Consider the following 14,035-nt stretch of genomic DNA (forward strand, 5'->3'; position numbering starts at 1 on the left):
TGTACCCGGTGCTGGAGAGAATGTCTAGTCCGTGCAACCTAGATTTTCTCGGCGAACGACTTGGCCGACATCACCGCCTGACTCGACCTGCTGAAGAGGCTGAAGATCAGCTTCGGCATGTAGAGCCTGTCCGACGGCCGGGCGACGAGCTCGGTCCTCAACCGGTGCGAACCCGTCGCCGCGACAGTTGAGGGCCGACATGCTTCGGCGGGACGACCTGCTGTCTACGTCGGCGTTATGCGGTGCCCGTGCCGTCTCGTGGTTCGGTGGTCGGCTGGTAGGTGAGTGACGACGCCATTCCGGTGACCGTTAGCAGGCATTGCACGGCAGGAGACGCGGCGCTCCTGTCTACGAGTTGGCCGGCTGCGGCGGCTTGCGCGCTGACCTGCAGCAGCACGCGCAGGCCGGCGGCGGTCGTGTCCTCGGCACCTGCATCAGACGTAGGCGCTGTCTGGTGAAGGCCGATGTCCGCCGGTAGGTGTGACGTCTGGGCGAGGCGGTCACGGCGGGTCAGCCTTCGGGCCGCGAACGAGCCGGTAGCGCAGCAGCAGGCAGGCGCCGCCGGTGGGGGTGCTGGTGATGGTGAGATCGTCGACGACCTCATTGATCAGCCAGAGGCCGCTGCCCTCGGCGAGGTCGGTGGGCGCGACGGTCGGCACGGTGACGTGTGCGGGCAGGCCGGGGCCGTCGTCGCTGATCTCGCACCACAGGCTGCCGGTGTGCGACCAGAGCCACATCCGGCCGGAACCGCCACCGTGGCGAATGGCGTTGGCCACCGCTTCATGGATGGCCAGCACCAGTTTGTACCGCACCGGGTCCGGCAGTCCGACCACGGACAGCAGGCGGCTCACCGCGGCGCGAAGCGCGGCGACGGTGTCGAGGTCAAAGCGCCGGACCAGCATCACCGGGGCGGCGTTCATGTCGACCCCGGCGCGGGCGGTGGCAGGCTCGCTGTCCAGGACGGCGCGGGCGATCTCGCCGAGCGGCCGGCCGAGGCGTTCGCTGTGGCGCAGCAGTTCGTCCAGGGCCGTGTCGATGTCGATGTTCAGGCGTTCGGCGACGATTCCCTTGGCGTGCTCGATGAGCACCCGGCTATTGAGCACGTGCCGCAGTTGCTCGCCGAGAACCAGCCGCTGCGCGAGTGTGCGGTGCTGCAACAGGCCGACCGTGGTCACATTGGTCAGCGCCTGCCCGAGCCTGATGTCGGCGTCGGCCAGCGGCTCGACCTGCCTGCGGAGCAGGGCGAGCACGCCGATGACCTCGCCGCGCAGGCGCATCGGCAGCGCATAGATCGAGCCGAACCCGGCGGCAGCGGCCTGCCGGGTGAACTGCGGCCAGAGTCCGCCGCCCGTCGGCAGGTCCAGGACGGCGACCACTTCGCCGGTGATGAAGCTGTCCGTGCAGGGCGCCGCTTCGATCTCGAACAGGTGCAGCAGCCGGCGGTACTCCGAGGAGGCCGCCGTCAGCCGCAGCACCCCGTGCTGGTCGGCGACCAGAACCCCGGCCACCTGCACATCCAGCAGTTGAGCGCACCGCCCGGCGAGCAAACGGACGAATTCCACCACATCGATGTCGGCAACGAGGGTGTCGGACAACTCCACGAAGGCCTCGGCAATCGCCTGTTCCCGCGACATGCTCATCTGGTCCCATCCCGGTCACCGGCGCCGCAGTCCGGCCCGCCGTCAAGCTCATCGAAGCGCAGCCGTCGGGCCACCACCTCGCCGGCCACTTCGTCCAATTCCCGTTCTGCGGCGAACGCGTACGCGCGCAGCCGGGCGAACGCCTCCTCGAGTCCGGTCTCGAGCTGCACACTGATCATGCCGGTGGCCTGGTGCACCACTGCCCGGTGCGCCAGATAACTCACGGCGGCGCTGCCGTGGTCGCCACTGCTGTCCTCGTCGGGTACGACCTCGGCCAGCAGCAGGTCGGTGACCGCGTCGGCGAAGTCCAACGCGTCCGTCAACTCCTGACCGGTCAGGACGCCCGGGCTGTCGCGGTACAGGTCCAGCACGCCGACGCCCAGCCCACCGGCGCGCAACGGCAGCGCGAACACCGCGCGGGCTCCGGCCTGCAGCGCCGCCCCGGCGAACGCCGGCCACCGATGGCGCCACGCCGTGGCTTGCAGATCATCGGCGAGCACCGGGCTACCCGCGTCGAAGGCGTCCCGGCACGGCCCCTCACCCAGCAGCAGTTGCAACTGCTCCACCCGCGCGCTGACCGGATCACTGGCGTAGCGCACCTGCTGCGCCGTGCCGGTCATCACCGCCACCCCCACACCGTGCAGGCCGGGGAAATGCGCCACGCACGCCTGGCACAAGTCGTCCACGTCCGGACCGTGCGCCGCCACCAGCCGTTCCACTCGAGGCCGTCGGCCATCGCTATCCACCACGACCACGGCCAGCCCCGCCCTCGCGCCTCAACCGAGCGGTCACCATGACGGAGACCTCCGACCCTGCCTCAGGGTAACCGCGCGAATTCGAACCCAGCGCCACGAGAGCCAGCATCCCACCGAAACAGCACCATCCGTACGTACGGCAGCTCTGCCCACTTTACGCCGGACAGCATCCGACGCCCGGGGGCTCCGACGCCGATCTCCGCCGACCCCCGAACGAGTGACCCATCCCGCCCCGGGCCGTGATCGGCGAGGCAGTCTTCGAGGCGAGCGCCACCGAGCCTTGGACGGTGGGACCGGCCGCCTCGGTGCTCACGGCCATGCCTGGCGGGCACGTCCAGCCGGCTGACGTCCTTACGACGGCGGTGCCGGCGATCGAGGCGACGAAGGTGGCGGCCGGGGGCGGACCGGACCACTTCCTGGATCATGTACCCGGCGTGGAAGCCGGTGCCGTCAATGATCAGGGCGTGGGTACTGGTGGAGCACTATGAGCGCTGGTATCGAACGAGAAGGGGCACCGGTGGCAGCAAAGACCCTGCACGTGTCGTTCGCGCACGGTGAGCCCGCCGGTCAGTTGCGTCTACAGGCACGTAGCGTCCTGGCACCGTTCTTCCCGGCTGATCAGGTCGAGGACGTCCTCGTGGTGATCTCGGAACTGGTCCAGAACGTCACCCAGCACACCACCGGTGGTGGCACTCTGCTGCTCGCCTGGGACGACGACGGCATCACCGTCGAAGTCCGCGATCAGGATCGTTCCATGCCGCGCCAGGAGTCGCCGGACGGACACCGCATCGGCGGCCGGGGCCTGCTCCTGGTCGCCGGTATCTGCTCCAGCTGGGGCACGACGATTCACGACCAGGGCAAGAGCGTGTGGGCGCGGGTCACGATCGCCTCGGACGACACCTCGAGCCGCCGGCGGGAGGACGATGACCGCGCGGGCCGTGCCGGTGAACAGCGCCGTGACGGCCGGGCGGGCCACGAAGAGACTCGAGGCGTGACCACCGGCCGGGTGTTGCTGCAGGTGCTCATCGTCGAGGACGACCTCGGCGATCTCGCGCTCATGGAGAACGCGTTCGCCGACCACAGCATCCCCAGCGTCCTGCACCACACCGCTGACGGCGCCGACGCGCTGGCCTTCCTGCGGCGTCAAGGCCGCTACCGTGACGCGCCGCGACCGGATCTGATCCTGCTGGATCTGAACATGCCTCGTGTCGACGGCAGGCAGGTCCTGGCGGTCCTCAAGGCCGACGAGGACCTCGCGTCCATTCCCGCGGTCGTCTTCACCACTTCCGCGGCGGCCGGAGACATCGTCTTCAGCTATGGCGCGCATGCGAATGCGTACGTCACCAAACCCGCTGACCTGCAGGATTATGAACGAGTGGTCATCGGGATCCGCAACTTCTTCGGCCATACCGCGGTACTGCCGCGCCGCGTCTCCGACGAGCGCGCGACGTGACCACGCGGCGGGTTCTCCCGGCGCCGGGAGAACCGGGACGGCAACTGCCTCGGTGCCGGAGCGTGATGGACGTCAGCCGGCAGCTTCGGTGCCAGGGTGCTGCTCATTCCGCTGGTAGACCTTTGTCGCCTCCTCGTGTCAAGGTCTCGGCTACGGGCCGGTGGGCAACCGTTGCTGCAGGCTCTCCGCGTCTCGGACGGCGTGGCCCTGGCCGTCGTTGTCGAAGGAGGCGTAGACCTGACCAGATCGACGGTGTCCTTCTGGCAGCGGATCGTCAATTCTCGACGAGTCGCATGTGCTGCTCGTTGTAGCGGTTGCCCTGGACACCGATACGAGTCGCGAGCTCGTTGAGGTCGGCGATCTCATCGGCCGACAGCGCCACCTGCGTGGCGGCGGCGTTCTCCTCGACGCGTTGCAGGCGGCGGGTGCCCGGGATGGGCACGATCCACGGGTGTTGAGCGAGTAGCCAGGCGAGGGCGATCTGCCCGGGCGTGGCGTCCTTGGCGTCGGCCAGGCCGGTGATGTGCTCGACCAGTGCTTGGTTGGCGGTGCGGTTGCCGGCGTCGAAACGCGGGATGGTGGCACGGATGTCGCCGGAGGTGAACTCGGTGGCGGTGGTGACGGTGCCGGTGAGGAAGCCCTTGCCGAGCGGGCTGAACGGCACGAACCCGATGCCGAGCTCGGCGCAGGTCGGCAGGATGTCGGGTTCGGGGTCGCGGGTCCACAGCGAGTACTCGCTTTGCAGCGCTGTCACCGGGTGCACCGCGTGCGCGCGGCGGATGGTGCCCGCGGCGGCTTCGGAGAGGCCGAAGTGGCGTACCTTGCCGGCCTGGACGAGTTCACCGACGGCGCCGGCGACGTCTTCGATCGGCACGTCCGGGTCGACACGGTGCTGGTAGAACAGGTCGATCGTGTCGGTGCGCAGTCGGCGCAGTGACGCGTCGGCGACCCGTTTGATCTGCTCGGGACGGCTGTCGAGTCCCACGGATTTCCCGTTCTCGATGCGCCATCCGAACTTGGTGGCGAGCACGACGTGCTCGCGGAGCGGGGCGAGAGCCTCGCCGACAAGTTCTTCGTTGACGTACGGGCCGTAGACCTCGGCGGTGTCGAAGAAGGTGACGCCACGTTCGACCGCGCCGCGCAGCACGGCGATCATGGCGTCACGGTCGCCGGGGTTGGGTCCGTAGCTCTGGGACATGCCCATGGCACCCAGGCCGATGGCGGAGACTCGCAGGCCTCGGCCGAGAAGTCGCGTGTGCATAGATGCTCCATTCTTCGTCGCAGGGGTGTAGCGGTTTTGGTCGTACCCACCTTGTTCATGGTGTGACGGCACGGGGCCTGCGGAGCGAGCATGCGACGGGAACCTCTGGGTTGTCGCGGACCCCTCCAGGCGTACGACCGGTGCCGCTCAGAACTGGATGAGGGCCTTGAGCACTTCGCGGTCGTCCATGGCGCGGTAGGCGTCAGGGACTTCGTCGATGGTGACGGTGCGGTCGAACACCTTGCCGGGCTCGACGGTGCCGTCGAGGATGCCGGGCAGCAGTTCGTCGATGTAGGCGCGGACCGGCGCCGGGCCGCCGTTGAGGGTGATGTTGCGGCCGAACAGGCTGGTGAAGCCGACCGGCGCCTCGTCGTACTGGGGCACGCCGACGCGGCTGATGATCCCGCCTGCGCGCACGATGCCGACGGCCTGGTCGTAGGCGGGCCGGTGGCCGACCGCTTCGAGGACCTTGTGCGCGCCGCCGCCCGTGAGCTCCCGCACGAGCGCGATGCCTTCCTCGCCTCGCTCCGCGACGACGTCGGTGGCGCCGAACTCGCGGCCGAGGTCGGTGCGGGCCTTGTGGCGGCCCATCAGGATGATGCGCTCGGCGCCGAGCTGCTTGGCGGAGAGGACGGCGAGCAACCCGACCGCGCCGTCGCCGATGACCGCGACGGTGTCCCCGCCGGTGACGCGGGCCTGTTTGGCGGCGTGGTAGCCGGTGCCGTACACGTCGGCCAGGGTCAGCAGCGACGGCAGCAGCGCCGTGCCGGTGTCGGCGGGCAGTTGGTACAGGGTGCCGTCGGCGAGGGGCACGCGGACGAGTTCGGCCTGGGCGGCGCTGAAGAACCCGAACTCGGGGTGCGAGCAGGCGGTCTGCACGCCGGCGCGGCAGAACTCGCAGGTGTTGTCCTGGTGGGAGAACGACGCGACGACCAGGTCACCGGCCTTGACCGTGGACACGTCCGAGCCGGCCTGTTCGACGATGCCGAGGAACTCGTGCCCGGTCTGCATGCCGTGCTCCTGCGCGGGAATGCCGTGGTACGGGTGCAGGTCGCTGCCGCAGACGCAGGACCGCACGACCCGGACGATGGCGTCGGTCGGCTTCTGCAGGCTCGGGTCGGCGATGGTCTCGACGCGGACGTCGCCCGCGCCGTACATGAGAGTGGCACGCATGATCAGTTGACTCCAAAGCGTAGAAGAATGCCGATTGGTTCCGGGCGTGGGCGACGACGGCACGGTGCCGGCCGCCATGCCCGGCGAGGTGCTACTTCGCGCGTACGACGGCGATGTTGAAGTCGAAGTGGCCCAGCACACCGACCAGGTCGAAGTAGAGCCGGGAGTACATCTCGACGGCGCGAGCGGAGCGGATGCCACCGGTCACGTCATCTACGAAAACACGCTGGTCGCGGGTGTGACAGGGCCTGTTGAAGGAGGTACTGGCAGGTCCTCCTTAACCCCGGTGCGGCGACGTAGCGTCATGGGTATGGACCAGCGCCGTCAGATTCAGGAGTTCCTGGCCTCGCGCCGGGCGCGGATCAGCCCGGAGTCGGTCGGGCTGCCCACCGCCGGCCGTAAACGCCGGGTGCCGGGGCTGCGGCGCGAAGAGGTGGCCAGCCTCGCCGGCGTCAGCGTCGACTACTACATCCGCCTGGAGCGCGGTGCCCTGCCCACCGCGTCGGATGCTGTCATCGAGGCCGTCGCCCGGGCACTACAGCTCGACGCCGTGGAACGTGCCCACCTGTTCGACCTGGCGCGGGCCGGACGGCAGCCCTCACCGGCGACCCCGCGCCGCGTGGCGCCGGCCACGGTGGCGGCGCCGGTGCAGGCGGTGCTCGACGCGATGATCGGCGTGCCCGCTCTGGTCCGCAACGCGGTCCTCGACGTGGTCACCGCCAACGACCTCGGCCGCGCCCTGTACGGCGAGTTGTACCGCGGCGACCCGCAGCGGACGCCGAACTTCGCCCGGTTCGCGTTCCTCGACCCCCGCTCGCACGACTTCTGGCTCGACTGGCAGCAGGTCGCCGACGACATCGTGGCCAGCCTGCACGCCGCCGCCGGAGCAGACCCGCACAACCCGGCGCTGACACAGCTGATCGGGGAGCTGTCCACCCGCAGCGAGCAGTTCCGGCAGCTGTGGGCCCGGCACGACGTCCACGTGCACACCCGCGGCGTCAAACGGATGCGTCATCCCGTCGTCGGCCTGCTGGAACTGCGGTTCGAGTTGATGTACCTGAGCGCGGAACCCGGCCTCGCGCTGGCGGCGTACACCGCCGAACCGGGGACGCCGTCGCACGACAATCTGTCACTGCTGGCCGCCTGGACGGCGACGCAACGCCGCGAGAGCGACCTCGCCGACATCCCGCAGGCCGAGGCCACCGCCGAGCCCCGCCCACAATGAGCTGGGCAGGGGCCTGAGCGGACGAGCGGGCACCAGCCGGCGGTGTCCTCGGGCGCTGGGCGGCCAGGGCGGCAACCGGATGGCGACTGGAGCGCCACCGATCTGCGATCACCGGAGTTGAGTGCCCGACGAAGAGAACGGTGCACCCGGCGAACACGCCGGGGCCACCGATCGAAAGGGTCTCCTCTTGCGTTCTCTCCTGCGTAGTTTCGCCCTGGCCGCCTTCATCGTCCCGGCCGCGGCCGGCGTGATGATGAGCGCGTCCCCGGCTGAGGCCGCGCCGGTGAAGGCCAAGTCCGCCGAGCAGAGTTTGCAGGCCGACATCTTCCGTCTGGTCAACGAGGAGCGCGTCGACCACGGTTGTGCCGCGTTGACCGCGAATGACCAGCTCACCGAGGCTGCCCGGGCGCACAGTGCGTGGATGGGCCGTACCGGTGCGTTCTCGCACACCGGCCGGGCCGGCTCGAACTTCGTGTCGCGTGCCAAGGCCGCCGGGTTCGCCCACCCGTCCGCCGAGAACATCGCCTGGGGCTACCGCAGCGCCGAGGAGGTCGTGACCGGCTGGATGAACAGTCCGGGCCACCGCGCGAACATCCTGAACTGCCGCTCGAAGACGGTCGGCACCGCCGCCGTCTACGCGCAGAACGGCGCGCCGTACTACACCCAGGACTTCGGTTACTGAGCCCACTGATCGTCACACCGATGCCCCGCAGCTCCCCCGAGCGCGGGGCATCACGCGTTTCCCTCCCGTACCGAAATGCGGGCCGGCGCGGTTGCTGTCGGGACCTCGATCATCGGCCGTCCCGCTCTGCGGCGGCTTACTGCGGCGGGCTGTAGAGCTGGAGGTCGCTGCCTTCGCTGTCCTTGAACGGGGCGATGCGCCCCCATGAGTGGTCGCTGATCCCGCCGGCGAAGGTCACCCCGGCTTCGGTGAGGCGCTGCACCTCCTCGTCGAGACCCGATTCCGGGGTGAACGTGATGACGGCGCCGCCGCCGGCGTGCGCGGAGGCATGCTCGCGGGCGTTCAGCCCGATAGTCAGGTTGCCGGCGTCGATCTCACTCCAGTCGTCGCCGCGGTCCTTGACCGTCAGACCGAGAGTTTCGTCGTAGAACGTGAGCGCACGCGACATGTCGTCGACGGGCACCCAGACCGTTGCCACTGATTTCGCCATTTCCGAACACCTTTCCACTGGACAACTCGCCGCCCGCGCAGAGCGTGGCAGGGCCACGCCTCCGCGGCGACGCGATCAACACGGACACGCGCGTCACCGCCGCATTCCGTCAGCCAGCGAGGTACCCCCAGGATGCGGTCTCAACCGGTTGCGTCGGTTCCTGCGTCGTTGAATGCTCGCCGCGGGCGGCGGCTCAGCGTTCCTGGCGTGCCGAGGTACCCAGCTGCAGAGCGGACCGATCGGATTCACCCAGCTCTCTGCGGGTACCAGCCGACCGGCACCTGTACGCACCGTTGAAGGAGTACCGCATGCCCAAGCCGTTGACCGAGCAGGTGGTCGTGGTCGTCGGTGCATCGTCCGGAATCGGCCGCGCCACGGCGCTCGCCCTCGCCGCCTGTGGCGCCCGGGTGGTCTGCGCAGCTCGTGGCATCGAAGCGCTCGGCACCCTCGTCGAGCAGATCGAGCAGGCCGGTGGGCAGGCGCTGGCGGTGCCCACCGATGTGGCGGATCCGTTGGCGGTGCAGGCTCTCGCCGACGCTGCCGAGCGCTGGTACGGCCGTATCGACACGTGGGTGAATCTGGCCTCGATCGGTGTCTGGGGGCGGGTGGAGGACATCACCGACGCAGAGTTCGAGCGGGTCCTGAGAGTCAACTTCCTGGGTTCGGTGTACGGGGTGCGTGCTGCCCTGCCGGCCCTGCGCCGGGCGGGCGGAGGCGGGATCATCGCGGTCTCCTCGGCGGAGGGAGTGCGCTCCGTGCCGTTGCAGGCGCCGTACACAGCGAGCAAGTTCGCGGTTCGAGCATTGCAGGACGCGCTACGTATGGAGTTGGCGCAGGAGGACGTCCGGATCTCGGTGACCACCGTACTGCCGGCGTCTGTCGACACCCCGTTCTTCGAGCACGCCCGGAGCCGGCTGGGCGGCACGATGCCGAAGCCGCCCCCGCCGGTCTACGCGCCGGAGGTGGTGGCCGATGCGATCGTGTTCGCTGCCGAGCATCCGCGGCGGGAGATCCCGGTCGGTGGGGCCGCCGCGGCGTTCATGCTCAGCCAGCGGCTGCTGCCGGCATTGACCGACGCGGTGTTCTCACTGCGCCGGGTCGGTGCCGGATCGCAGCGGGCGAACCGGCCGGACAACGGCGTCGACAACCTGGACACCCCACTCGGCGGTCCGGGCCGGGTGCACGGCGCTCACCCGGGGCGGGTACTGCGCCACAGCTTGTACACCTGGCTGATCGGCCGCCGCCGACGCCCCGGCGAACTGCTCACGGCCGCCGTCAGCAGAGTGGGACGACAACGCTCGGCGAACGAGTGCCAGCTGGCCGACAGCCCGCCGTCGCAGACCCGGTCTGCCTGAGCGGAATCCGGATCGGTGGTCGCGCCGGCCGGACCGGCCCCAGCGGCGGTGTCCACGAGCGGCGCTGAGCCGTGCGTCACGATCGGGCGACCGGTCGTCACGGCCGTGCCAAGCTGATCCGACATGGCGGAGGATCGAACGTTCGGCGCTCTCCTGCGGCAGTTCCGGCTGGCCGGTGACCTGACCCTGCCGCAACTGGCCGCGGCGTCCGGCATCAGTGACCGGGCGATCAGCGACCTGGAGCGCGGGGTGAGCCGCAACCCGCGGGCCCGCACCGTCGAGGCGCTCGCCGACGGTCTGGGCCTGGGCAGCGACGATCGGGCGGCGCTGCGGGCAGCGGCCCGTCCCGTTGCCGGGCTCGTCGTCGCGAGTGGTCTTCCGCTGCCCCGGCCAGTCCTCGACTTCACCGGGCGCAGCGCCGAACAGGACCGGCTCGCGCGGTGGGCGGCCGACCGGCCGTCGCCGCCGGTGGTCATCAGCGGGGCGCCGGGCATCGGCAAGACCGCGCTGGCCGTCAGGGCCGCCCGGGCGTGCCCCGCCGACCGGTACTTCTTCATCGACCTGCACGGCCTCGACGTCGCGCCGCCGGACCCGATGACCGTGCTGCGGCGACTTCTGCGGGCGGCCGTTCCGGGCCTCCGCGCGGTGCCCGGGACGGTGGCCGAGGCCGCGGCGCTCTGGCACGCCCGTATCCGGGAGCAGCGGTGCGTCGTCATTCTCGACAACGCCGCTGCGGAGAGTCAGATACGCCCGATTCTGCCGCCGGGGGAGGGGCCAGCCGTCGTGCTGATCACCAGCCGCCGGGCGTTGAGCGGGCTCGACGGCGTGCGCCGGCTGTTCCTGGACGCCCTGCCCGCCGACGACGCGGCCGCACTGCTGGCCGCCGTCATCGAGGACCACGACGCCGCCTCGGACGACGACGTGCGCCGGATCGCACAGTTGTGCGGCAACCTTCCGCTTGCCCTGCGGATTGCCGGGAATCGGCTGCTCAGCCGGCCCGGCTGGACACCGCGGGACCTGTTGGGCCGGCTGGTGGCCGCGGAACGGCGCCTCGACTCGCTGGTCGCGGGCGACCTTGAACTCAAGGCGGCGTTCCACCTCTCCTACCGGCAGACGTCCGGGCGCGCGCGACGGGTCCTGCACCGGCTCGCCACGACCGGCGAACCGGGCCTGACCCTGGCGCGGGAGCGGACGGCCGTGGACGAACTGGTCGAGCTGAGCTTGGTGCGGCGGCGACCGGACGGCGGGTTGGAGATCCCCGAACTGCTGCGCCTGTACGCCGGTGCCGAACTCGTCCACGCGCAGCGAAACTTCATGTCTCCTTCCTGGTGCGGCTTCCCGCCCTGGTGATCCACTGGGAATCATGAACCCCCTGACGTCGTCATCGGCCGGCGATCAGCTGACCGGCCGCGATGTCGAGCTCGCCCGGATCAGCCGCCTGCTGGACGCGCCCGCCGGTAACCGCCCGGCGCTGGTGATCACCGGCGATCGCGGCTCGGGCCGGTCGAGTCTGCTCGGCGCCGGCATCCAGCTGGCCCGGCGGTCCGGCCGGCATCGTGTGCTCACCCTGGCCGGGTCGGCCGGCCCCGCGCAGCGGCCGTACCCGCACTTGCTCCTGGCGCTGCGGCACGACCTGGCCGCACTTCCGGCCTCGGTCGGCGGGCCGGCGCGGGCTTTCCTCGGTCTCGAGCCGGATACCCGGGCGCCGCACGACAGCGCGTTGCCGTCCGTGGTGGCCGCGGCGATCACCGCGGTCGCGGCCGGGTCGCCGGTGCTGATCGTCGTCGATGACGCCGACCATCTCGATCCGGAGGTGCTCGCCATGGTGGTGCGGCTGTCCGCCGTACCGTCGGTGGCTGTGCTGGCCGCGAGCCGGACCCCGCCACCGGCCGCGCTGGCCGGCATGCCGGTGCTGGAGCTGCCGCCGCTGAGTCACGACGACGCCGTCCGGGTGCTCGCCGGTCGCGGCCGGACAGCGACCGCCGCGGCCCGGGCGGCGATCCGGCACCGGGCCCGTGGCAACCCGGCGGCGCTGGTCGAGCTGGGCGATCCGGGCTCGCTCGCAGGCGGCCTGCTGTCCGCGTTCGGCGCCGAGCTCAGCCGGCTGCCGGACCGGACCCGGATGCTGCTGTGCTACCTGGCCGCCGCCGGTGTCCCGGCCGACCCCGAGCTGATCGGGCTCGCCGCGCGGGTGCCCGGCGCCGACGGGTGGCGTCCGGCGACGGCGGCGGGGCTCGTCACCCGTACGGGAAACAAGGTGGTCTTCTCGCATCCCCTGGCCGACGAGGCCGCCTACCGGTCCGCATCGATCGACCTGCGACTGCGGGCGCACCAAGATCTGGCCGCAGCGTTGACCGCGTCTCCCGAGTACCAGGCGTTGCAGTCGGCCGCCGCCGAACCCGGCGCGGACGAGAGGATTGCGGCCGCGCTGGAGGCCGCCGCGGCGATCTTCCGCAGCCGGGGGGACCTGTACGAGGCGACCGCCGCCATGCAGAAGTCCGCGGAGCGCTCGCCCGCGCCGGACCGGGCGGCCCGCCGTCTGGCCCGGGCCGTCGCCGACGCCCGCGACCTGCGCGACACGGCGTGGGCGACCGAGATGTACGCCCAGGTGCGCGCCCTGACCGGCGACGCCGGCCCGCTGGTCGAGGCGGCCTGGCCGGCGGCCGCGGCCACGCTGTGGAGCGGCCGGCCGCACGAGGCCTACGCCATCCTCACCGGCGCGGGCCTGAGCAACACCGTTGACCTGGCCGTGCTCGCCGCGACCACCGCCTGGCTCACCGGCGACGAGGAACACCGGCTCGGCCTGATCCCGTTCCTGGCCACGGCGCCGTCGGACGCGACGGTCACGGCGTACGTCCGGCAGATCGTCGCCCCCGAGCAGAATCCGGGCCACGCTCTCTGCGACGAGGCCGTGCTGCCCCCGGACGGCGTGCCGCTGAGCGCCCGGGAACGTTACCGCCTGTCGCTGCTCGGCATGATCGCCTGGACCGGTGACCGCACCCGGCTGGCCGTCGAGGTACTGCGGCGCGCCCTCGCCGGAGACCTGTTCGAGCATTCGCCGTCGCCCGGCTTCGGCATGCAACTCGCCCTGGTCAACGCGCTGCTCGACATCGGAGAGTGGGAACTCGCGCAGCGGTACGCCACCACGCCGCGCGCCGGCGGCATGCCCACCGTGGAGGCCGGCCTCGCCTCGCTGCGAGCGCTGCTGCACGCCCTGCGTGGCGAGAACGAGCAGGCGCTGCGGCTGGCCCGCGAGACCTGGCGGCAGCTGGACGTGCCGAGCAACCGGCCGGCTCACGTGCGCCTGCTGCGGGCCTGCGGCCTGGCCTCGATCGGCGACGGGGACCACGACGATGGCTACCGGTACCTGCGGTCGATGTTCGACCGGGACGGCCGCCCGCTGCACCCGTACCTGTCCGCTCGCGCCGTGGCCGACCTGGCCGCCGCGGCGGCTCGCAGCGGGCGCCACGACGACGCGCGTACCGTGCTGGACCAGGTCCGGCTGGCGGCCGGGACCGCGCCGGGGGACCGGATGCGCATCCTGCTGGAGTTGAGCGGGGCGCTGCTCGGCGTCGACGAGGACGGCTTCCGGCGAGCCGCCGGGGATGCGGCCGGGGCGCAGTGGCCGCACGAACACGGCCTGGCGCACCTGCATCACGGTGTCTGGCTGCGCCGGCACGGCAGCACCCGCGACGCCCGGGCCGCGCTCACCACGGCCGCGGACATCTTCACCCGGCTCGGCGCGACCGGCAGCGCCGAGCTCGCCCAGCGGGAGATCTCCGTCGGCGGGCCGAGCGGGCCGGGCGCCCCGACGACCGCGCTGACCGCGCAGGAGCGGCAGGTGGCGGAGCTGGCCGCGGGCGGGCTGAGCAACCGGCTCATCGCCGAGCGGCTGTTCATCTCGGCCCGGACCGTCGGCACGCATCTGTCCCGGGTGTACCGCAAGATCGGGGTCACCGGCCGGCACGAGCTGCGAACCGACCTGGTGAGAGCTTGATCAT

12 protein-coding genes are annotated in these 14,035 nt (G+C 71.2%); 6 read left to right on the forward strand and 6 right to left on the reverse strand.

All coding sequences use genetic code 11. The annotated features are described in order from the left end of the window. Nucleotides 1-38: 38 nt before the first annotated feature. The 3 genes from Acy02nite_RS47360 to Acy02nite_RS40450 form a co-directional block, all read right to left on the reverse strand. Entirely contained in the window at nucleotides 39-161 is a 123-nt protein-coding gene (locus Acy02nite_RS47360) for a hypothetical protein (RefSeq protein WP_264653403.1), read from the reverse strand. A 339-nt stretch (nucleotides 162-500) separates the two neighbouring features. Then, nucleotides 501-1,640 carry an ATP-binding protein gene (locus Acy02nite_RS40445; protein ID WP_203753889.1) on the reverse strand — a complete coding sequence of 380 codons (1,140 nt, stop codon included), beginning with the start codon at nucleotides 1,638-1,640 and terminating at the stop codon, nucleotides 501-503. Further along, nucleotides 1,637-2,326, reverse strand: a complete 690-nt coding sequence (locus Acy02nite_RS40450; protein ID WP_203753891.1) for a GAF and ANTAR domain-containing protein — start codon at nucleotides 2,324-2,326, stop codon at nucleotides 1,637-1,639. Before Acy02nite_RS40450 ends, Acy02nite_RS40445 begins: the two co-directional genes overlap by 4 nt. A gap of 586 nt (nucleotides 2,327-2,912) precedes the next feature. Here Acy02nite_RS40450 and Acy02nite_RS47555 point away from each other — a divergent pair. Then, nucleotides 2,913-3,848, forward strand: coding sequence for a response regulator (locus Acy02nite_RS47555; RefSeq protein ID WP_307872311.1), 936 nt, complete (start codon nucleotides 2,913-2,915; stop codon nucleotides 3,846-3,848). A gap of 274 nt (nucleotides 3,849-4,122) precedes the next feature. Here the strand turns inward: Acy02nite_RS47555 and Acy02nite_RS40460 are convergent, their stop codons facing one another. Together Acy02nite_RS40460 and Acy02nite_RS40465 are read right to left on the reverse strand one after the other, a co-directional pair. After that, nucleotides 4,123-5,109: an aldo/keto reductase gene (locus Acy02nite_RS40460; protein ID WP_203753893.1), complete on the reverse strand. Its 987-nt coding sequence runs from the start codon at nucleotides 5,107-5,109 to the stop codon at nucleotides 4,123-4,125. A gap of 147 nt (nucleotides 5,110-5,256) precedes the next feature. Continuing rightward, on the reverse strand, nucleotides 5,257-6,282 hold the full coding sequence (locus Acy02nite_RS40465; protein ID WP_203753895.1) for a zinc-binding dehydrogenase: 1,026 nt from the start codon (nucleotides 6,280-6,282) through the stop codon (nucleotides 5,257-5,259). Nucleotides 6,283-6,592: 310 nt separating this feature from the next. Here Acy02nite_RS40465 and Acy02nite_RS40470 point away from each other — a divergent pair, with 310 nt between their 5' ends. Further along, a complete protein-coding gene (locus tag Acy02nite_RS40470) occupies nucleotides 6,593-7,507 on the forward strand; it encodes a helix-turn-helix transcriptional regulator (RefSeq protein WP_203753897.1) in 915 nt (304 codons plus the stop codon). Between the two features lie 187 nt (nucleotides 7,508-7,694). Next, nucleotides 7,695-8,189 carry a CAP domain-containing protein gene (locus tag Acy02nite_RS40475; protein ID WP_239175692.1) on the forward strand — a complete coding sequence of 165 codons (495 nt, stop codon included), beginning with the start codon at nucleotides 7,695-7,697 and terminating at the stop codon, nucleotides 8,187-8,189. A gap of 136 nt (nucleotides 8,190-8,325) precedes the next feature. On the opposite strand, the gene Acy02nite_RS40480 is transcribed toward Acy02nite_RS40475, so the two are convergent. Continuing rightward, nucleotides 8,326-8,679 carry a VOC family protein gene (locus Acy02nite_RS40480; protein ID WP_203753899.1) on the reverse strand — a complete coding sequence of 118 codons (354 nt, stop codon included), beginning with the start codon at nucleotides 8,677-8,679 and terminating at the stop codon, nucleotides 8,326-8,328. 308 nt (nucleotides 8,680-8,987) lie between these two features. On the opposite strand from Acy02nite_RS40480, the gene Acy02nite_RS40485 reads away from it, so the two are divergent. The 3 genes from Acy02nite_RS40485 to Acy02nite_RS40495 all read left to right on the forward strand — a co-directional run bounded on the left by Acy02nite_RS40485 (nucleotide 8,988) and on the right by Acy02nite_RS40495 (nucleotide 14,031). Then, nucleotides 8,988-10,034: an SDR family oxidoreductase gene (locus Acy02nite_RS40485; RefSeq protein WP_203753901.1), complete on the forward strand. Its 1,047-nt coding sequence runs from the start codon at nucleotides 8,988-8,990 to the stop codon at nucleotides 10,032-10,034. A gap of 123 nt (nucleotides 10,035-10,157) precedes the next feature. Beyond that, nucleotides 10,158-11,384 carry a helix-turn-helix domain-containing protein gene (locus tag Acy02nite_RS40490; protein WP_203753903.1) on the forward strand — a complete coding sequence of 409 codons (1,227 nt, stop codon included), beginning with the start codon at nucleotides 10,158-10,160 and terminating at the stop codon, nucleotides 11,382-11,384. 13 nt (nucleotides 11,385-11,397) lie between these two features. Beyond that, nucleotides 11,398-14,031, forward strand: coding sequence for a helix-turn-helix transcriptional regulator (locus Acy02nite_RS40495; RefSeq protein ID WP_203753905.1), 2,634 nt, complete (start codon nucleotides 11,398-11,400; stop codon nucleotides 14,029-14,031). Nucleotides 14,032-14,035: the final 4 nt, after the last annotated feature.

It is taken from the genome of Actinoplanes cyaneus, assembly GCF_016862095.1.
GTDB classification, from domain to species: Bacteria; Actinomycetota; Actinomycetes; order Mycobacteriales; family Micromonosporaceae; genus Actinoplanes; species Actinoplanes cyaneus.

What these genes read in the sequence shown, in the direction of transcription:
- Acy02nite_RS40485 (WP_203753901.1), top strand. Translation starts at nt 8,988, where the DNA reads ATGCCCAAGCCGTTGACCGAGCAGGTGGTCGTGGTCGTCGGTGCATCG.
- Acy02nite_RS40495 (WP_203753905.1), top strand. Translation starts at nt 11,398, where the DNA reads ATGAACCCCCTGACGTCGTCATCGGCCGGCGATCAGCTGACCGGCCGC.
- Acy02nite_RS40480 (WP_203753899.1), bottom strand. Translation starts at nt 8,679, where the DNA reads ATGGCGAAATCAGTGGCAACGGTCTGGGTGCCCGTCGACGACATGTCG.
- Acy02nite_RS40490 (WP_203753903.1), top strand. Translation starts at nt 10,158, where the DNA reads ATGGCGGAGGATCGAACGTTCGGCGCTCTCCTGCGGCAGTTCCGGCTG.
- Acy02nite_RS40465 (WP_203753895.1), bottom strand. Translation starts at nt 6,282, where the DNA reads ATGCGTGCCACTCTCATGTACGGCGCGGGCGACGTCCGCGTCGAGACC.
- Acy02nite_RS40470 (WP_203753897.1), top strand. Translation starts at nt 6,593, where the DNA reads ATGGACCAGCGCCGTCAGATTCAGGAGTTCCTGGCCTCGCGCCGGGCG.
- Acy02nite_RS40460 (WP_203753893.1), bottom strand. Translation starts at nt 5,109, where the DNA reads ATGCACACGCGACTTCTCGGCCGAGGCCTGCGAGTCTCCGCCATCGGC.
- Acy02nite_RS40445 (WP_203753889.1), bottom strand. Translation starts at nt 1,640, where the DNA reads ATGAGCATGTCGCGGGAACAGGCGATTGCCGAGGCCTTCGTGGAGTTG.